The sequence below is a fragment of the Telluribacter humicola genome (assembly GCF_017355935.1).
Taxonomy (GTDB): domain Bacteria; phylum Bacteroidota; class Bacteroidia; order Cytophagales; family Spirosomataceae; genus Telluribacter; species Telluribacter humicola.
Genome location: NZ_JAFIQT010000002.1, coordinates 123,866 through 142,004 on the forward strand (window position 1 = coordinate 123,866; position 18,139 = coordinate 142,004).

Annotated in this window: 18 protein-coding genes; 5 read left to right on the plus strand and 13 right to left on the minus strand. The window is 50.0% G+C overall.

Features of this window, described 5'->3' with window-relative positions; translation table 11 throughout:
• Window positions 1-59 precede the first annotated feature (59 nt).
• Window positions 60-1,307, plus strand: coding sequence for a hypothetical protein (locus tag JUB14_RS11460; RefSeq protein ID WP_207506158.1), 1,248 nt, complete (start codon window positions 60-62; stop codon window positions 1,305-1,307).
• 78 nt (window positions 1,308-1,385) lie between these two features.
• Here the strand turns inward: JUB14_RS11460 and map are convergent, their stop codons facing one another.
• Together map and JUB14_RS11470 are read right to left on the minus strand one after the other, a co-directional pair.
• Window positions 1,386-2,144, minus strand: coding sequence for a type I methionyl aminopeptidase (map, locus tag JUB14_RS11465; protein ID WP_207506160.1), 759 nt, complete (start codon window positions 2,142-2,144; stop codon window positions 1,386-1,388).
• 164 nt (window positions 2,145-2,308) lie between these two features.
• A complete protein-coding gene (locus JUB14_RS11470; RefSeq protein ID WP_207506162.1) occupies window positions 2,309-3,040 on the minus strand; it encodes a hypothetical protein in 732 nt (243 codons plus the stop codon).
• Window positions 3,041-3,308: 268 nt separating this feature from the next.
• Here JUB14_RS11470 and JUB14_RS11475 point away from each other — a divergent pair, with 268 nt between their 5' ends.
• Together JUB14_RS11475 and JUB14_RS11480 are read left to right on the plus strand one after the other, a co-directional pair.
• Window positions 3,309-3,554, plus strand: a complete 246-nt coding sequence (locus JUB14_RS11475; protein ID WP_207506163.1) for a FixH family protein — start codon at window positions 3,309-3,311, stop codon at window positions 3,552-3,554.
• A gap of 61 nt (window positions 3,555-3,615) precedes the next feature.
• Entirely contained in the window at window positions 3,616-4,002 is a 387-nt protein-coding gene (locus JUB14_RS11480) for a hypothetical protein (protein WP_207506164.1), read from the plus strand.
• A gap of 92 nt (window positions 4,003-4,094) precedes the next feature.
• Here the strand turns inward: JUB14_RS11480 and JUB14_RS11485 are convergent, their stop codons facing one another.
• Window positions 4,095-5,543: a Gfo/Idh/MocA family protein gene (locus JUB14_RS11485; RefSeq protein WP_207506165.1), complete on the minus strand. Its 1,449-nt coding sequence runs from the start codon at window positions 5,541-5,543 to the stop codon at window positions 4,095-4,097.
• Window positions 5,544-5,811: 268 nt separating this feature from the next.
• On the opposite strand from JUB14_RS11485, the gene JUB14_RS11490 reads away from it, so the two are divergent.
• Window positions 5,812-6,243 (plus strand): universal stress protein, encoded by a 432-nt coding sequence (locus JUB14_RS11490; protein ID WP_207506166.1) that lies wholly within the window; start codon window positions 5,812-5,814, stop codon window positions 6,241-6,243.
• 161 nt (window positions 6,244-6,404) lie between these two features.
• Here JUB14_RS11490 and JUB14_RS11495 read toward each other — a convergent pair whose 3' ends face one another.
• Window positions 6,405-7,304 carry a sugar phosphate isomerase/epimerase family protein gene (locus JUB14_RS11495; protein ID WP_207506167.1) on the minus strand — a complete coding sequence of 300 codons (900 nt, stop codon included), beginning with the start codon at window positions 7,302-7,304 and terminating at the stop codon, window positions 6,405-6,407.
• A 163-nt stretch (window positions 7,305-7,467) separates the two neighbouring features.
• Window positions 7,468-8,994, minus strand: a complete 1,527-nt coding sequence (locus tag JUB14_RS11500) for an alpha/beta hydrolase family protein (RefSeq protein WP_207506168.1) — start codon at window positions 8,992-8,994, stop codon at window positions 7,468-7,470.
• Between the two features lie 254 nt (window positions 8,995-9,248).
• Between JUB14_RS11500 and JUB14_RS11505 the strand changes: the two genes are divergently transcribed.
• Entirely contained in the window at window positions 9,249-10,229 is a 981-nt protein-coding gene (locus JUB14_RS11505) for an SMP-30/gluconolactonase/LRE family protein (RefSeq protein WP_207506170.1), read from the plus strand.
• A gap of 167 nt (window positions 10,230-10,396) precedes the next feature.
• On the opposite strand, the gene JUB14_RS11510 is transcribed toward JUB14_RS11505, so the two are convergent.
• The 8 genes from JUB14_RS11510 to JUB14_RS11545 form a co-directional block, all read right to left on the minus strand.
• Window positions 10,397-11,806 (minus strand): Gfo/Idh/MocA family oxidoreductase, encoded by a 1,410-nt coding sequence (locus JUB14_RS11510; RefSeq protein WP_207506172.1) that lies wholly within the window; start codon window positions 11,804-11,806, stop codon window positions 10,397-10,399.
• Window positions 11,807-11,940: 134 nt separating this feature from the next.
• Window positions 11,941-12,489, minus strand: coding sequence for a 2'-5' RNA ligase family protein (locus JUB14_RS11515; RefSeq protein WP_207506174.1), 549 nt, complete (start codon window positions 12,487-12,489; stop codon window positions 11,941-11,943).
• Window positions 12,490-12,573: 84 nt separating this feature from the next.
• Window positions 12,574-13,800 (minus strand): exo-beta-N-acetylmuramidase NamZ family protein, encoded by a 1,227-nt coding sequence (locus JUB14_RS11520; RefSeq protein ID WP_207506176.1) that lies wholly within the window; start codon window positions 13,798-13,800, stop codon window positions 12,574-12,576.
• Window positions 13,801-13,867: 67 nt separating this feature from the next.
• A complete protein-coding gene (locus JUB14_RS11525) occupies window positions 13,868-14,344 on the minus strand; it encodes a hypothetical protein (RefSeq protein WP_207506177.1) in 477 nt (158 codons plus the stop codon).
• A 166-nt stretch (window positions 14,345-14,510) separates the two neighbouring features.
• On the minus strand, window positions 14,511-15,407 hold the full coding sequence (locus JUB14_RS11530; protein WP_207506179.1) for a helix-turn-helix domain-containing protein: 897 nt from the start codon (window positions 15,405-15,407) through the stop codon (window positions 14,511-14,513).
• A gap of 90 nt (window positions 15,408-15,497) precedes the next feature.
• Window positions 15,498-16,505: an aldo/keto reductase gene (locus JUB14_RS11535; RefSeq protein WP_207506181.1), complete on the minus strand. Its 1,008-nt coding sequence runs from the start codon at window positions 16,503-16,505 to the stop codon at window positions 15,498-15,500.
• 77 nt (window positions 16,506-16,582) lie between these two features.
• Window positions 16,583-16,792: a nucleoside hydrolase-like domain-containing protein gene (locus tag JUB14_RS27885; RefSeq protein WP_310586132.1), complete on the minus strand. Its 210-nt coding sequence runs from the start codon at window positions 16,790-16,792 to the stop codon at window positions 16,583-16,585.
• Between the two features lie 525 nt (window positions 16,793-17,317).
• Window positions 17,318-17,806: a hypothetical protein gene (locus tag JUB14_RS11545; protein ID WP_207506183.1), complete on the minus strand. Its 489-nt coding sequence runs from the start codon at window positions 17,804-17,806 to the stop codon at window positions 17,318-17,320.
• Between the last annotated feature and the right edge of the window lie 333 nt (window positions 17,807-18,139).

Genomic DNA, 18,139 nt, shown 5'->3' on the forward strand with positions numbered 1-18,139 from the left:
GTAACTTATCTGGATTACCTGCTCAAATCTGTCAAAGTCAATATCCTACTATTTTAGCCATGAGAACACATCATTTACTAGCAGTAACCATAGGGATTATACTAAGCCTGACGGCATGTGATCTGGAAACAGTCGATGGAACCGATCCGGTGGATCTTATCGGAAAGCCTACCGAGGTAGGAGCCCCGCAGGGGCAGGCCGTGAGTAAGTCCATCGGCCCGCAGGGAGGTACCCTCGCGACCACCGATGGCCTGGTTGAGCTGACCATACCGGCCGGAGCCCTGGCGCAGGAAACGAACATCTCCATCCAGCCTATCCATAACCATACCCCCAACGGCGTAGGTACCTCGTACCGCTTTATGCCCGACGGGCAGCAGTTTGCCAAGCCTGCTACGCTGAAGCTGAAGTACACTGACGCGGAGGTAGCCGACAGTGCTCCTGAGGCGCTGGGTATAGCTTACCAGCGTACAGACAAGGTATGGTACAACGTGCCGGGCAAGAGCCTGGATAAGCAGAAGAAGGAGGTAACCGTACCCATGCCGCACTTCAGCGACTGGAGCCTTTTCGAAAATTTCAGATTAGTCACGTCGACCGGCAAGCCCCTGCTATCCTATGGCGAATCGGTAACCATGCAGATCATGGAACTGGCACCGCTGACGGAGACGAAGGAGGAGCCACTGATTCAGAAAACCAGCGGAGCCAACAACGGCCTCAAATGGTCGCTGGTGGGTGGAGGTACCTTAAAACCCTCCGGTTCGACGGCTACGTATACGGCACCCCGAAGCGCTGCTAATCCTAATCCGGTGACGATATCCGTAGGGCTTAACTTTAAAAATAATCCGACCAAACTTATCCTGGTGAAGGAGCTATACATCGGTTCGGGCTTTGTAAAGGTCAACTTTCTCGGAAAAGACTACGTATTTAGTTCGATGACCGTTCTGGACGACGAAGACCCTAATTACTCCAGCGTAGTAGGCGCTACCCCAAAGGAGGTACTCCAGATTGAATTTAGTAACGGCCGAAAGGGCAGCTACCCCTTCTGGTATAGCGCCAAAGGGAACAACTGCCGCGTCAGTTTCACGCTGGGGGGTAACCAGCAGTACGATAGTGGACACGACTGGTGCAATGGAGAAGACATGATAGCCGACGGACAGGTAGTATTTGAAGAGTACGTACCGGGCAAATACGCCAGAGGTACCTTCTCGGGTAACCTGATCAAGTACGATGACCAATGTACTAAGGCGGGTCCGGCTATCAGTGGATCTTTCTATGTGATGTCAGCCAGGACTCTGGTACCGGGTATATAAAATAGGCCCCGCTAAGGTGTAAGTCTCAGCGGGGCTACAGATATTTAGTGACTTTCAGGCTTGAAAACCCTGGTAGGATCAGATCTGATTTGCTTCCGTCAGGATAACCGGCACGTCGTCGGTGATTAGTATGGTGTGCTCATGCTGGGCTACAAAGCTGCCATCCCTGGTTATGAGCGTCCAGCCATCACCTTTGTCGTGCGCATAGGCCGCTTTGGTAGATATAAACGTTTCAATGGCCACGGTCGAGTTTTTCTTAAACCGCATGGTATTCTCCCTATCGTAGAAGCAGGGGATTTCGCGGGGGGCTTCGTGCAGGCTACGCCCCACGCCGTGCCCCACCAGATTCCGGATTACCTTATAGCCGGCATTTTTTGCTTCGTTTTCGATAAACTTACCCACATCTGCTATGCGTACCCCGCCTTTGATGCGTTGGATGGCCTTATAGAGAATAGCCCGCGAGGCCTCCACAAGAGCATTGTGCTGATGGATATCATTACCTAGTACAAATGATCCGCCGTTGTCGGCCCAGAAGCCATCCAGCTCGGCCGATACATCAATATTGACCAGGTCTCCTTCCTTCAGGACAGCTTTGTCAGAAGGTATTCCGTGGGCAATCTCATTATTGAGGCTAATGCAGGTCCAGCCTGGAAATCCGTAGGTAAGTTTAGGCGCAGATTTGGCTCCGTATTCTTTGAGTACCGTAGCCCCGTATTCGTCCAGTTCTTTAGTGGTCATACCTGGGCGGGCATGTTCGCGCATAAGTCTTAGTGTCGCCGCTACCGCTTCACTAATCTTTTTCATCCCCTCTAGTTCAGTATAGGTGGTAATGGACATAGTGTAATGGTAAAATAGTTATTGTATATAAATTGTGGAATTAGGCATGGATGTTACTTATAAAAGTATAACTACCTCCGTAAGGCGTAAATGTTCCGCCACGAAGGTAGTTATTTTTTCAGGGGCTGCTTCCGGAGGAGTTACCAACGGTCAGCGATATACTTTTAGGCGGCTACTCCCGTCTGGACCTGCACGCGCTTAGGAATCGGAATCCCCATTTTCTGGTAGGCTAGCTGCAGGGTAGGGTGTGAGCTATCGGCCATATACGAAAGCAACTGCATCAGTTCGGCCCGGTACCGGATGGTAGTGATGGGAGTCTGACCGCCGTATACGGTGTAGGTATCCTGCGCGTGAGCGATCAGGAGGTCCAAATCTGAGTACTCTTCCACGGCTTCTTCGGGGCTGCTGGCCGGTAGCAGGCGGGAACCCACGTGCAGTTCGATCATACAGCTGGTACCCTGCATTTTATAGTATAAGCTAAACCGGTTGCTGCCATTGTCAAACTGCCTTCCGACGGTAAAGCCCGCATCCAGCAGAAAATCGTGGTTGATCTGCTTGTAGCCGGGGATGTTGCTTAGATAGATGCCCTGCATCGAGTGCCACAGTCGCTTCTTGCGGTTGTTGTCGTTGACCAGCTGATCCAGCGGGTCCACCAGCAGAAAGGTACTGTTGCCTACCTTGGTTTCTTCGTAAGGGGAGCTATTCAGATCATACATAAACTTGCTGAGCGGTACTCCCAGCGACACAAATACTTCAGCCTGGTTAAAGCTCATCAGCCAGCGGTAGGGTACCAGCGTAATGTCCTCTACCGGGTGGCCCACACTCTCAAACACGCTGTTCAGAAATGACAGCTCCTCCGGCGTAGCCGGATTGTCATACAACACAATAGTTCTCATACTTTTTCAGAGGGTTTACTTTCCTCTAATATAGAGAATATTTCGATTCACCAAATAGGTGAAGCAGTTGTTTGAGGTAGGCTTTTATACTACCAGTTTTCCCGATTCCACCGCCGCTCCTGTGTCATGTAGAACCGCTCCGCCGCAGGCTGATACCTGTCATACGGGTAGCTGACCCAGGTCATTGGATAGCGGAGCCATTACCCGCCAAATTTGCAGAGTGACACACGGGTAAGCCTAGTACCTCTCCACTCTAACCATTATAACTATGACCTTTGAACCTACCCAGAAGCAGCTGGCCTTTGTACTGCCGGCATCTATCCGGAAGGCCGAACTGACTTTCACCCGCCGGTCCGATACTGCTGAAGATGTGTATGTACCCATCCAACCCGGACCCAAACCGCGGCAGGTCGTGTCAACGGCGCAACTGGCCAAAGGTACCTGGCTGGCTCAGCTCAACTGGTCGGAGGGGCGGTTGCACTACTACCACGAAAAGGTGATCGTGGTGGTATAGGGAGTACCTTCACCCGTTCTCACTACCGCTTTCGGTATTTATCTTTATATACTATAATGTTATGGAAACGAAGAAATTTAAACTGCTGATAGATGTACACGTACAGCATCTGATCTGGAAGAATGAACTGGAGCTGGCACAGATGGAGCTGGGGTTTTGGGAGAAATTACTTACAACCCTGGAAGAGCAGGAGCCCTCAATCCATGATGAGGTGATTAAAGAGGTAAGCCAACTGAACCATTTTCAGCGGCTCAGCCAGGTACTACTGAATGAAGTGCAGGAGGTGGACAAACGGGTAGCGGAGGGTGTACAGCGCAACCAGGTACTTGATCAGCAGGTCCGTGCTAACCACAAGTATCTGCGTGAGCAGATGGATGCCTTCCATAGCAACTACCAGAGCTTCAAGGACAACATCCGGCAGTTTGTGGTGGCGCAGCCGCAGTTCTGATCTTTAAAGTTTCAGCATCAGGCTGTTGGGCCTACTAGCTATTTAAAAGAGAGGGCTTCCTGCGTATCAGGAAGCCCTCTCTTTTGTTGTATTTATACCACCAGACTCCAGCCGGGGCGGTACTCGCGCTTCACGTACTGGTTGGCAGGTTCAAAGTTCGTGATCCGCATGTTAGGGGCATCGTAGTACAGCTTTTTGCGACCATTGTACCGGTCGCTGGGGCGCTTGGCGGTCGGGTTATCACGGAGCATCCAGCTACGCAGAGCCAGGTTCCCGATCAGGATGCTCTCGGTAAAGGGAGCGGCATACTCAAAGGGCGAACTGGTAACGCCTTTGCCGTGGCCGGCTATGCAGGCATTGACCCATTGCAGGTAGTGGTTTTCATCGGGAACCCTGGCAATGGTCTCAGGTATGTTGAGCCCCTCGTTGTTTTTGAGTGGCAGCAGGCGCGGATTAGCCCCGTAGCAGTCAGCCATCAGTTTTCCTTTGGACCCAATAAAAAGTACCCCTCCGTCCGGATTACCAAAGGCCTCGCCCGGGTTTAGCTCTTCGGGTAGTTCGGGCAAGATACCCCCATCGTACCAGCTCACTTTGATATTGCCTTTGTTGTCCTGGCGGGGGTAGTCGAGGTGGATGGACGTAGTAAAGGGCGTCCAGTCGGGATTGTGATCCTGCTCACGCAGGGTAAAGGTCCAGGTGCCTCCCACGCTGCACTCTACGGATTTAGGGTAGTCGATGGGCAGGATCCGGAACACGGGGTCCATGATATGGCAGGCCATATCACCCAGGGCACCGGTACCGTAGGGCCACCAGCCCCGCCAGTTCCAGGGCAGGTACGCCTCGTTGTAGGGTACCTTCGGCGCGGGGCCGAGCCAGAGGTCAAAGTCTAGTTCTTTGGGTACTTCGTAGGTTTTATCGGTAGGAATAGCCTGCGGCCAAACGGGCCGGTTGGTCCAGCAGAGTACTTTATTTACATCCCCAATAATGCCGCTGTCGTAGATCTCCTTCATGCGTCGTACGCCGTTGCCGGAGCCTCCCTGGTTGCCCATCTGGGTTACTACCTTGTATTTCTTGGCCGCCTGCCCCAGCATACGCGCCTCGTAGATGTCGTGGGTCAGAGGCTTTTGTGTATATACATGCTTGCCCAGCTGCATGGCGGCCAGCGTAGCCACGGCGTGGGTATTGTCGGGGGTAGAGATAGAGCAGGCGTCAATGTTATTCTTTTCCTTCGCCAGCATCTCCCGGAAGTCGCGGTAGTAGGTCGCCTTGGGGAAGGCAGCGCGCGAGTCGGCTGCTCTCCGGTCGTCCACGTCACAGAGCGATACTATGTTGACATTAGGACTTTTGGCAAAGGAGGCCAGGTCACTTTTGCCTTTGCCGCCCACTCCGATACCTGCAATGTTGAGTTTATCGCTGGGAGCTACGAAGCCTTTGCCGAGTACGTGGCGGGGTACTATAAAGAAGCTGGTGGCGGCCAGAGACGAGCTTTTCATGAAGTCGCGGCGGGTAGTACTGGTGCCGGAGGTAGTTTTCTTTTCCATAAGATGGGGAAAGGGGGTAGGTTATAGTTAAGAGTTGAGAACCGATGGAAAGCAATGACGTACTGGGGCACTCGACGGAAAAGGTACTTATACTCAGGAATATGAATTCAGAAGCATATTCTAGAAATAAACTACTGACACGAACGCGGGAAGGACTAGTCGGTTGACGAAATTATTTTTTCTGAAAGCACAACGGCCACAAACAATTTGAGCCGATAGAGGTAACTAGTAGAGTACGTATACAGGTAGTCAAACAAGGCCGCACATTATGAAGAACTTACTGGTTGCCGTCGACATTGATGATGAATCCCGGGCGTTAGTACGGATGGCCTCTGAATTGGCCGAAAAGCTTGGAGCCAGGGTATGGATCGTACACGTTACTGCCGCCGAGCCGGACTTTGTCGGCTACGGCGTGGGACCGCAGTACATACGTGATATGCGGGCGGAGGATATCCGCGATGAGCACCGCTACCTGCAGGAGTATTGCCGGAGCCTGGTGGATAGGGGCGTAGAGGCGGAGGCACTACTTATTCAGGGGCCTACCGTAGATATGATCCTGCTGGAAGCGCAGAAGCTGGAGGTAGATATGGTCATCATCGGCGCCCACGAACACGGTTTCCTCTACAACGCCTTCTCCGAAAACACCGCCCTCGCCCTGGTCAAAAAAGCCCGCATCCCCATTCTGACGGTACCTCTTTAGGGAATGCTGAATTTTGAATTATGAATGCTGAATAGAGAATAGATAGATCTAAAAATAAACGGACTGCCCATGCTATTATGGACAGTCCGTTTTGACTTTTATCAAAGTATCAAGGGAAGTAGACTCCTTGACTGCTAATTAATAATTCAGAATTCATTCTCCTACATTCTCAAACTACGCAGGTAGGCGATACTGATGGGTACCTGTGTATTAATATTCGGACTTTCGTCTTCGATATAGTAGTACTTGATACTGCTTTTGTCAGCGGCCTTCAGGATGGTCGGCAGGTCCAGCTGACCGGTACCCAGGGCTACGTCATTCTCGACCGGTGTACCACCCGACAGGTTACCCTGCACGCCTTTCTTCAGGTCTTTCACGTGCATGAGCTTGAAGCGGTTGGGGTAGCGTTTCAGGATTTCAGCCGGGTTCTTACCGGGAAAGAAGGTCCAAAGTACGTCCATTTCAAAGCTTACGTACTTCGGGTCGGTTTTCTGTACGATGTAGTCAAACAGCGTCACGTCCTTACCTTTTACTTCAGAAGCTACCTCGGCCGGTACAGGCTGAAATTCGAAGCCGTGGTTGTGGTAGCAGAAGGTGAGGCCATGCTCGTCTTTCAAAGTTTTGCCAAAGCGGTTAAAATCCTCTACCGTTTTCTTGGCCAGATCCAGCGTAAAGTCTCCCTTGTGGGGGATCCAGGCTACCCGCACAAACTCTGCACCCAGGGTTTTGGCGTTGGAGGCTACCTCTCCGATCTTATTCTCCAGGTCCGGATAGCCTACACCGAAAGAAGTACAGCGCATGCCGCGCTCGTCAAGCATGGCTCTTATATCCTTCGCCGTACGGCCAAACAGGTTCGAGAACTCCATATTGGTTATTCCCAGCGCTTTAATTGTATCCAGCGTAGCACCTACGTCTTTCTGGAAGCTCTTGCGGTAGGTGTAGGAGACCATGCCCAGCTTCAGGTCGTTGGCTTTGTCGGTAAAGAGTGGCTTTCCCTTCTGGGCAAAGGTAGTACTGGCTATACCACCCAGCAGGAGGGCCATTACAAGAATCTTTTTCATACTTTCTAATAAAAGGTTAACAGTAGTCGGCGCTCAGCCGGTTTAACGATAAAAGCAGATTGTGGCGTAAATCTCCTGACAGTCTGCCTGCCTCCTTAGACGTAATGGGACAAAAGTACCCTGACAGGAAAGAGAGAGCAGTGGTGCGCGATCGCGCCTTCACTCACCTTTGCACCTGATATCCCAGTTCCCGATTGGCCCAGGGGATAAAGTAGGTAAAGTTGGGCGCATCGGTATGGCCGCCGTCGTGCTGCCGCCAGGCCAGGTTACCATCCAGCAGGTCGGTGTTGTACGGGGGCATCTTCTCGGTCTGGTAGCTGCCCGAAACGCCCAGGTCTTTGGCCCCGAGTAGCCTGAATACCGGTCCGGCTGCCACAGTGGCCATGTAGCTTCCCTGCTGATCGAGCCAGCGGGCATCGCCCTTTTCGGGGATACCGTAGCTGATAAAGGTCGGACGGGGAGCAGTCAGAGCAATGAGCTGATGAGAATCTACAGATAGGTCACAGCCGGTTTTGCGGCCGAAGGTGGCTTCCTCAGCCCCGTACTTTAGGTAGTTGCCGGCCATCCAGTGGTACTCGCCGCTACCGGTCAGGCTCTCGACGGCTTCGCCAAACACCCGGCGGTGCAGCGTGGTACCGCCTTTGCCCGATGAGCCAATCAGTCCGAGGGCAAAGCGGGGCTCAAAGGCCAGCGTCACCAGGGCTGCCTTGCCGTAGCGCGATACGCCTTCGATACCTACCCGTTTGGCATCCACCATGGGGTCGGTTTCGAGGTAGTCGAGGCCGCGGGCGGCTCCCCAGGCACGAAGGGTACCCCAGTCATCGGGTTGGCGAGGTTGTCCTTTATTAACCAGCCCGATAATACCCCGGGTTAAGCCCGCGCCGTTGTCAGCCTGTATACTGCCGGGATCAATGGTCGCATAGCCCCAGCCCGCCGCCAGCAGTTGCTGTGTGGGCGACGGCTCACCGGCCGACGGGCCGAAGGAGGGAGTAGCACGTGTAAAAGGCGAGTAGGCCGGGTACTGGTCAAAAATAGCTTTTAGTTCGGGATGCTCTTTGATGAGCAACTCCTTCAGGGCCGAGTTGATCAGCTCCATCTGCTCCGGCGAGGGCTGCGCAGGTGCCGGAAAGGAAGGCCGCCCGAACATCATGAGTACCGGTACGGGGCCTTTGACGTTGGCGGGTAGTACTACCATCATATTGATGTTGACATCAATCAATGAATAGTCGCTGTTGTCAACGTGGCCCACCACCTTTTTGGCAATTACGGGTATAAATCCCACCCACTCCCGATCTGTGATCTCCACCTTCCAGGTTACTTTCGGGATATTTTTCGGAAGCCGTCCGTACACTTCCCGCTCAAATTCTTCCACTATCTCCGGACGGCGCTGCTGCCACCATTGCTCCGGAGTCGTTACTTTCTTGCCGCTTTTGGTAGTAAGTAGTTCCGGCAGTTGCGGACACGGGTTGGCCAGTGCTTCGTCGTAATTAGCATGGTTGGGAGCCGACTCGTTGCCGCTGGGGCCCGGACGCAGCGTCTTAATGCCCAACTGTTGCATCATATTAGCGTGGTCCTGCCCGGCGGTGAAGGTGACCGGCAGCGGATAAGCGCTCTTTTTGGACTGCGTAGTTTGGGAAAAAGCAAAGGAGGCTGAGCCCAAAAGCATCAGAGAGACCAGGTAGATTTTCATAGTTGACTGGTAGGGAGAAAGACGTTGTTACGGCTGGTGTATAGTGTGAATAATGGTTTTGGAATAGGCTATATACTCTAAAAGCCGGAGAGCTGGTAGTTCTAGTATAATCCGGAAAAATTGTTGGACTATTCTGGTCTTTACTATTGTTTATCTCATTGATAGACAACGTATAATAAGACGTGAGCGGCCTCAGAAGCCGATCAGGAATGATCCTTTTGGAGATCCTGACGTTCACGTTTACTAACAACACAATGAAAAAAAACTTTATTTTCAGTGCGCTGCTCCTGGCAGCGGTTTTTGGTTTGACGGCCTGCGAAGACCATCGCGACAGCCCGGAGGCGGCCTTTCCTGAGCGGATTGAATTTGTGGCGGAGCGGCAGTATCCCGAGGGTATTGCCTACTCATCGCAGTTGGACCGCTTTATCATCACTTCTCTCACCCAGGGCAAGCTAGGTACCGTAAGTACTACTGGTCAGTACCAGGACCTGCTGTCGGCTCCTGAGCTGATCAGTGGCGTAGGGGTGAAGGTGGCCAATGGTCGTATATTCGTGGCCAACAGCGACAATGGAGTCTCGATCAAAAGCAGTCCGCAAACTGCCCGCAAAACGGCGGAGCTGCTGGTGTTCAACCTCAGTACCCGCACGCTGGAACGGCGGGTGGACCTGGACGATCTGGTACCGGGCGAAAACCACTTTGCCAACGACCTGGCTCTGGACCCTGCCGGTAAGGTGTACGTTACGGATTCGTTCTCGCCGGTAATCTACCAGGTAGATGCCAACGGACAGGCCAGTGTACTGGTACGGGATGAGACCCGTTTCTCAAGCCCGAGCTTTGGCCTGAATGGTATTGTGTACCACCCCAACGGGTACCTGATCGTGGCCAATACGGGAGCCGGTAAGCTGTACAAAGTAGACCTAAATAATGGTAATGCCGTAACTGAAGTAGGAGGCATCAGCAGTCTGCCGGGCGACGGTCTGACGCTCGTAGGTACCACCGACCTGTACGTGGTGACAGGCAGTGGAAGCCGGGTGGCGCTGGTTCAGAGTAACGACAACTTCGCGACGGCCTCAGTAGTGCAAATGGACCAAACCGGCTACTCCATGGCTACCACCAGTACCTATGTCAACGGAGATATATACACGCTCAACGCGCGCATCGGGGAAATAGGCGCAGCCATGGGCGACCCATCCAAACTACAATCCGATACATACAGCATTCAGCAGTTTAAGTAGAAGTTTAGCAGGAAGGGAGGAAGGAGGAAGGGAAGAAAGGAGGCGCGGTAGGTAGTAATGCTTTTGCGGTCTGGCAGTATTAGTACTTCGCGTTCTGTGTGATTTAAAAAGCAGGAGCCACCCCATTTTTTGTTAGGGTGGCTCAGGCTGCTCTTTACCAACTACTATTACAGCCGGTAATACTCCTCCCAGCCTTTGCGCGGCGCGGCTCCTTCGAGCAGGAAGTTGGCTAATGGGTTGTTGGTGATTTGTTTGGTTTCCCGGTCAAAAACCAGCTTCGTATTCAGCCTTTGCGCCAGTACTCCCAGAGCAAATACCTGGCTTAAAGGCCCGGCTATCTCGAAGGAAGACCGGCACTTTTCTTCGCCTTTGCAGGCTTTAAGGAAATTGGCGTAGTGGTTAGACGGGCTCGCCGGTACCACCGGTAGTCGGGAGGCCAGGTCTTTGGCCTTATCTTCCGGAATGATGGACAATGTACTGCCGTGCGAACCTCCCTTAAAAGTCAGGTCTTTGCTATAAATGATCTTGCCCGGGTTCAGCTTGGCCGGTTGCATTTGCCCGTTGCTGGGTGGGGGAATGTTGGGGTCCAGTTCGGATACGCCGTAACCCGCCGGCACTGCCGGAATGTTGTTCAGGCCGTCCTTCCAGGTTATTTCTACCGGAGGCATGCTACCCCGCGCCGGAAATTTGAAAGAGAGCGTCGTAGACATGGGGAAGAAAAAAGAGTTGTGGCCGTCCAGCATCACCGCGTCCACTTCATAGGGAAGTCCTAAGTCCAGAAACTCGTGGGCGGTATCAATGATGTGTGCACCCCAGTCACCGAGGGCTCCCATACCGAAATCATACCAGCAACGCCACTGCCCGTTCACAAAGTCTTTCTGATAGTGTAGGGGATGGGAGGTGGTGAGCCAGGTGTCCCAATCCAGCGTTTTCGGAATAGGTTCCGCTTTGGGGTAGCTGGTCATTTTGGGGTCCCAGTCGTGCCAACGCCTGCGGCTGTTCATGTGGGCCGTGATAGCCGTCACATCCTTGATGATCCCCGCATCCTTCCAGGCCTTAAACTGAAAGTAGTTGGCTTCCGAGTGCCCCTGGTTTCCCATTTGGGTGGCTACCTTGTACTTTTTGGCTCCGGCCATCATCAGCTCTACTTCCTTAAAGGTACGCGCCATAGGTTTTTCCACGTACACGTGCTTGCCCAGCGACATAGCCAGCATCGTGATCGGGAAGTGGGCAAAGTCAGGTACACCCACACTTACAGCCTCAATCTTGTTACCCATCTTGTCGAACATCTCCCGGAAGTCCTGAAAACGGGGTACATTCGGCAGCAGTTTCAATACTTCCAGAGTTTGGGGCGCCCCCATGTCCACATCGCAGACAGCCACGATGTTGGCTAGGCCCGTCGCGTGGAGGGCTCGGGTAATTTCACCTCCCCGGTTGCCGATGCCGATGCAGGCCAGATTTACTTTATCGCTGGGCGCTACGTGGCCCAACGGCTTTCCCAGTACCCGGGACGGAATGACTGAGACTCCCGCAACGGCTCCCAAAGCACCCGCTTTGACAAAATTTCTTCTATTCATTTTTTATTAGTTTTCCACTTTTGACCTATTGACGACAAAAAGTACCTTCTGCCCCCAAATATACCTACCCATTATCACCTGTTACCGCGCTTATACTTCTGCCCCGGTGAACAGAAGTCAGGGGAGACTTAGCGCTAGCGGCCAAAGGCCTGTTCTTTCTCTACCTCCCACCGCCCGTTGTGCTTCAGTAGCGTAAGGCTTTGTACATTGAAAGTACGCTCGTAGGATTGTTGAGAGAAGTAGGCCCAGGCATTACCGAATACCTTGCGATGAAGGTCTTTGAAGGCGACGGTCATGTGGGCAAGGAAGGGGCGATCGTCGGGCTTGATACCCAGTTGCTGGTGGAATGCTTCGGCCGTGACCTGGTAGCAGTTACGCAGCGCCTCATCCATGACTACATCCACAAAAATAACCCGTTGACCAAACCGATCAAATCCTTTGAGCTGTACCGGAAAGGGAGCCAGCCGGGAAGCGGCAGTTGCCATCGTTTCCCGTAGAGTAGGGACCTCCTCCGCCGATAGCTTGAATGGTGGGATGATGGTAATGTGCGGGGGCGACTTCATGGCGTGGCGGCTGTTAAACTGCTCCGCCGCTACTTGTTTGAATTGGGTCACTTCCTGCTGAATGGGTTCATCCGGCAGCAGCGCAACGAAGTAAAGTGATTCAGCGGCGGGTACAGACATGGCTTAGCAGGTTAGTTCTGCTGTTCTAACAAATAGCGGATAAAAGGGTTGGAGGTGGCAGTGAACCGGTTTATTGCCTTTCTATCAGGGGTAAAGAAGGTATTGTTTACGCATAGCCTTGTACTGCGTCAGGCCCGGCTCCCAGCTTGCGCGGATTTCTTTCTCGGATTTGCCATCTATAATCTGTTGCCGGAATAAGGCATTACCAACCAATCTTTCAATAACACCCATCTCTTTGCTTAGACTGGAGTCAAAGAACTTTTCCTTGTGGGGAGAAGCCTGGTACAGCTCCATGACCCATTGCAGGTTAATCTGTTTCTTTTGTCTCAGTTTTTCAATATCGTAGTTGCGCAGGTCAAGCCCGTAGCAAACCTGGTTCATGAAAAGCGGCGTTTCGGCCATGCCCTTGATACCGGTCGGGGTGAAGGAGAATTCGTATTTGCCTTTCAACTCCGGGCTACCCATTACGGTAAAAGGAAAATAAGTACCTCGCCCATGATTGAGGTAAGTACCCTCAAATAAGCAGGTAGATGGATACAACATAACCGCTTGCTGCGTATTCAAGTTGGGCGACGGACTTACCGGCAGATCATAAGGCATATCGTGGTGATAGTTGGCTACCTTAATGATCCGTAGGTTGCACTTTACCTTATTGGTCAGCCATCCTTCCCCATTAGCCATCTGAGCAAATTCACCCACGGTTAATCCATGGGACATAGGCAGCGGAAACATGCCGATCCCCGACTTAAATTTCATATCGAGTATCGGGCCATCAATCAGGTACCCATTTGGATTGGGCCGGTCAAGAATCAGCAATTCCTTTCCGTTTTCATGGCAAGCCTCCATCAGGCGCGACAGAGCATTGATATTGGTATAGAAGCGGCAGCCTACATCCTGAAGGTCATAGATCAGGATATCTACATTAGCCAAATCCTCTTTGGTGGGTTTGTTCTTCCGGCCGTATAAGGATACGATCGGAATGCCCGTGGCCTGGTCAGCTTCATCGGCTACGGCTGTACCGGCACTGGCTTTGCCGCGAAATCCATGTTCTGGACCAAACACCTTTACGATGGTAACGCCCAATTTTTGGAGACTATCCACCAGGTGAGTCCTGCCAATGATAGAAGTTTGATTAGCCATAATAGCTACCCGTTTGCCTTTCAGGTAGGGTACGTACTGATCCGTTTGTTCTGCACCGGTTTGGATCTGATCTTTTTTGGTGGCCACTTCGGTGACCGCAGCGGAAGGAGATGGACTTTTACCAACCAGGCAAAAGCTCAATAGAGCAAAAAGGGAAAGGAGAAGTTTCATGGCTATAATTCTGAAATTTGTGATAAAGTTGATAAGCCCGTTGTGCCGAACCTCTTACCTCTATTCGTCATTGATTATAAAAGACGCTTTCGCTCCATTTTAACGAATCCGGAAAAGGGAGACTGTATTGGGAAAAGTCGGACCAAAACATCAATATACTGTTTTTGGAGGGATCTTCTGCAGAAAGAATTACAGGAAAGGCCCTGCCCTCTACGAACCTCCATTTGTCCTCGGTAAAATGGACAAAATAGCGGCCATATTTGTAATCGCGATAGTCTCTAAAAAGCTGGCCCTGGTAGGAATACTGGTAGTGGAATCTTATAAAAAGTATCGAGGCCCTGGACTTGTGTACTTTTTCGATATTGATTATTGTTGCCGTTTCGTAGGTCTGATTTTTAATTATTTCTTTCTTCTCACGGGTACTCTTGAAACTCACATACATCGCTGGTAGGGCTATTATTATAAATCCCCACACCACCCAAAAATAGGCCCACTCAAATTCTGACCTATTTTCTTTAGGAACGCCTTCCATCATATCTTGCATACCTTTTAGAGAGTCAGAGTCGATAAGTCAGATTACATATGCTCCGGTTGGCTTTCTGCCTGGCCTGTACACCGGTTCAATGGAGTAGGGCAGCCTTGCGTCAGTACAGGCATTCTTTGTTCGTCAGACAGTACTGCCGCAAATTACTGTTAGCGCTAATGGCTCGTCAATTAAACGACTGCCTGAATTCCAAAGGCGAAACGTTTGTTTTGGCTTTGAATAATTTGCTGAACGACTGCGAATGTTCAAAGCCTAATTCATAGGCAATTTCACCAATGGATAACGATGTGGTGGAAAGTTTTTCCTTAGCATGCTGAATGAGCTTTTCATGAATATGCTGCTGTGCGTTTTGTCCGGTTAGCGTGCGGAGCATGTCGCCTAAATAGTTGGGTGAGAGATGCAGGGCAGCAGCTACTTGCTGGACAGTCAGCAAGCCTTTCTCCCCGGGTTCGCCGTTGGCAAAATAAGTGTCCACAATAGCTTCAAAGCGGGTTAACAAATCGCTCTGATTGTTTTTGCGGGTGATAAACTGCCGCTCATAAAAGCGGTTGGCGTACGCCAGCAACAGGTCAATCTGCGAGACAATAATGTCCTGTGTATGCCGGTCAATATGTCGGCATTCCTGGTCAATCTTGTGAATGAGCGCCACCATATCCTCCTCCTCAGCCGCGGAAAGGTGTAAGGCCTCATTCACCGCATAGGAAAAGAAACCGTACTGCGTAATGGTCTTTGCCAACGGGTGTTTCAGCAGCAGATCGGGATGAAAAAATAAGAGCAGACCTGCACCGCATTCCATAGTTGACACATCCAGCGATTGCACCTGGTGGGGTGCTGTAAAGCTCATCACGCCTTTGTCGTAATCGTATAACTGCTGGCCATACCGGATCTTTCCCTTTACATCCCGCTTCAGGGCAATACAGTAAAACTGGCTGATAAACTGATCCCAGGTGCCATCGGCCTGATACCGGCAGTCTTCAGATCGGGCTACGCTAACCAGCGGATGCAGCGGCTCTGGCAACGATGTGAACCGGTGAAACTGGGTGATGGTTTGAATATTGATCATGCTGTAAAATTACATTGAATTACGGTAAATAGCTGCTGTTTGCAGGCATGCCTGCAAACAGCAGCTATAGAGATGTTAGGTGTGCGACCCTTAGTCAAGCAAGCCCATGCTGAATTCGTCATACCGGTCACCGGTATCGATCCCAAGCGGCACAATGCCTTCCAGGCTTTTCATCTCCGTATCGGTTAGTACTACCGGGGCAGCAGCGATGTTTTGTTCCAGGTAGGCTCTGCGTTTGGTGCCGGGTATAGGCAAGGTACCTTTATGCAGTGCCCAGGCCAGCGCCAGTTGTGAAGGTGTAATGGCTTTCTCTTTAGCTAGCGCTTCAATGGCATGAAGCAGTTCCAGGTTCTTACCAAAATATTGCGGTTGGAAGCGGGGAATGTTGCGCCGGAAATCATCAGCTGGTAAATCGTCAATGCTTCGGATGTGGCCGGAAAGAAAGCCCCTGCCCAACGGCGAATAAGCTACCAAGCCTATGCCCATATCAGTCATTGCTTTCATGATGCCACGGGCTTCCACCGTCCGTTCAAACAGGGAGTATTCCGTTTGCAGGGCCGTGATGGGATGCACCGCATGGGCTTTCTGTACGGTTTCCGCCGACATCTCCGACAGCCCCAGGTAACGAACCTTCCCTTCTTTCACCAGTTCCGCCATCGCACCTACGGTTTCTTCGATGGGCGTGCTTTTATCCAGCCGGTGCAGGTAGTACAGATCAATGTAGTCGGTGTTCAGGTTTTTGAGTGATCGCTCTACGGATTTGTGTACGTAATCCGGCCTGCCGTTGATTTGCCAGGTCATCTGCCCGGCATCGTCAATTTCCCAGCCAAACTTGGTGGCAATGATGTACTGGCTGCGTTGCGCTCCTACCGCCCTGGCAATCAACCGTTCATTCTCCAACGGGCCGTATAAGTCTGCTGTGTCCAGAAAATTGCCACCCAGCTCGAAAGAACGATGGATGGTGGCAATGGCCTCCTTTTCCTCAGCGGGTCCATACATATGCATTTCACCTAAACCCGTCATGCCCATACAGCCCAAACCAATTTGTGGCACATTCAAACCCTGTGTGCCCAGCGCTACTTTTTTTAGTTGTTCCATGTTGTCAGTTTTAGACTACAAATATCCGGCAGCAGGCAACGGGTACTGTGTTCAAATCATGGATGGTTGTAGCTATATTACCGGTAGTTGGCAAGATGCTGCCTGGAGCTTCGACGGAGCACTGATCTTGTTGGCTTGTAATCTGTATTTTTGTTGAATGATTGATTGCAAAGAACCAGTCCCTCAATCATAAACCGATCGCTGTACATCAGCAAATGGGCCATGGATTGATTATCATCAGGATCAGTGCCGCCTATATCTGTACTGATCAGGATCCTAGGCTTCACAGGCACAGGAGTTTGTGCTACAGTGAAGGTTGTTAGAAAGCACAATGTGATAATCAAGATTGATTTATTCATTTACCATTCTATTAAACTTGAATAAACATGAAATTGGTAAATCTCGTGACGGGGGATCGTAATGTGTGGGGGTGACATTAAGACATGACGTCTTTTAATCTGCTCCGCCGCTACTTATTTATATGCAGTCATTTCCTGATAATTACATTGGTAATCTTAATTAAGTTTAGAACTGGTTACAACCTGCTCTTTCATGGTTGTCTGTAAAGTAAAGTTTCCAATCCATCTATTGTATTCTAATTAAAGATATATTCATTATATAGAAATTAGGTAGATATCGTTATTCGAGTTCTAATAATGATGATTCTTCATTAGATTTATTTTGGGTATTAACTATTTCGGCCATAAGGCCATATAAGTAAAAATGAAGCTTAACATTAACTTTACTTCCAATCGGATATTTATCGTAGTTTCCTTTCACTAGTCTTACTGTTAATTGCATAGACAAGACTTTTATTGTTTTATATCTTTCTCCTGAACTTTTAATAACTGCTGCTTCAAAAGTTGAAACGTTACCATCTGATTACTTCCATTTATAATGAAATTCTGGGTTGAGATTATGGAACTTCGTTTGAATTTTTTTAGATAGCTTCTGCCTTCATGATAATTTCGGTTATAGTTTTCTGCAATAAAGATAAAATAGTTATATCTTAGTGGATTGTCTTTTTCTAGCTGAGGGTTTGTTCGTGTTAACCTGAGAAGCTTTATCCTTGTATTTACATCATGTAAATTTCTTCCATATACCTTTAAAAGGAATTTAATTACTTCAAAGTTTTCTTGCATATACTCCATCTCATCAATATATGGCAAGCTTTTTTCATATTCTCCTAATTTTGTATAGTAATTGTAAAGTAATATAGATGCGTACGGTCTTAGTCTTACATTTTGATATAATTCATCTAAATATTCTTTGTAATCTCTATTCTCTATTTTTTCGTTCAAATAACTAGCATAAACTGTTTGTAAACTATCAATTCTGTCTATATCATAAGTTACTGTTCTATTAGCTAAGTCGAATAAATCTTCAATTAGAATCTGTTTTTGTACTTCGTCTTCGAGATCATACTCTATATGTTCAAGCTGCCAGATAAATAGCCTTATATAGTCGACATAGCTAAAAGCAGAAAAAGGGTCAAGTGTCTGTTTTAAAACAAATAGTTCTTATGTTCCATATGGAATAGAGTATTATAGATTACATATTTAATGTTTTAAACTTTTAACATATTTATGAACATTTCAATAGAGGCTTAGTAATTTATTTTACTTTAGTACTTA

Bases quoted from the DNA above. Each gene is read 5' to 3' on its own strand.
- JUB14_RS11490 (WP_207506166.1), top strand. From the start codon at position 5,812: ATGAAGAACTTACTGGTTGCCGTCGACATTGATGATGAATCCCGGGCG.
- JUB14_RS11485 (WP_207506165.1), bottom strand. From the start codon at position 5,543: ATGGAAAAGAAAACTACCTCCGGCACCAGTACTACCCGCCGCGACTTC.
- JUB14_RS11495 (WP_207506167.1), bottom strand. From the start codon at position 7,304: ATGAAAAAGATTCTTGTAATGGCCCTCCTGCTGGGTGGTATAGCCAGT.
- JUB14_RS11510 (WP_207506172.1), bottom strand. From the start codon at position 11,806: ATGAATAGAAGAAATTTTGTCAAAGCGGGTGCTTTGGGAGCCGTTGCG.
- JUB14_RS11530 (WP_207506179.1), bottom strand. From the start codon at position 15,407: ATGATCAATATTCAAACCATCACCCAGTTTCACCGGTTCACATCGTTG.
- JUB14_RS11460 (WP_207506158.1), top strand. From the start codon at position 60: ATGAGAACACATCATTTACTAGCAGTAACCATAGGGATTATACTAAGC.
- JUB14_RS11480 (WP_207506164.1), top strand. From the start codon at position 3,616: ATGGAAACGAAGAAATTTAAACTGCTGATAGATGTACACGTACAGCAT.
- JUB14_RS11520 (WP_207506176.1), bottom strand. From the start codon at position 13,800: ATGAAACTTCTCCTTTCCCTTTTTGCTCTATTGAGCTTTTGCCTGGTT.
- JUB14_RS11475 (WP_207506163.1), top strand. From the start codon at position 3,309: ATGACCTTTGAACCTACCCAGAAGCAGCTGGCCTTTGTACTGCCGGCA.
- JUB14_RS11505 (WP_207506170.1), top strand. From the start codon at position 9,249: ATGAAAAAAAACTTTATTTTCAGTGCGCTGCTCCTGGCAGCGGTTTTT.
- map (WP_207506160.1), bottom strand. From the start codon at position 2,144: ATGTCCATTACCACCTATACTGAACTAGAGGGGATGAAAAAGATTAGT.
- JUB14_RS11525 (WP_207506177.1), bottom strand. From the start codon at position 14,344: ATGCAAGATATGATGGAAGGCGTTCCTAAAGAAAATAGGTCAGAATTT.
- JUB14_RS11515 (WP_207506174.1), bottom strand. From the start codon at position 12,489: ATGTCTGTACCCGCCGCTGAATCACTTTACTTCGTTGCGCTGCTGCCG.
- JUB14_RS11470 (WP_207506162.1), bottom strand. From the start codon at position 3,040: ATGAGAACTATTGTGTTGTATGACAATCCGGCTACGCCGGAGGAGCTG.
- JUB14_RS11500 (WP_207506168.1), bottom strand. From the start codon at position 8,994: ATGAAAATCTACCTGGTCTCTCTGATGCTTTTGGGCTCAGCCTCCTTT.
- JUB14_RS11535 (WP_207506181.1), bottom strand. From the start codon at position 16,505: ATGGAACAACTAAAAAAAGTAGCGCTGGGCACACAGGGTTTGAATGTG.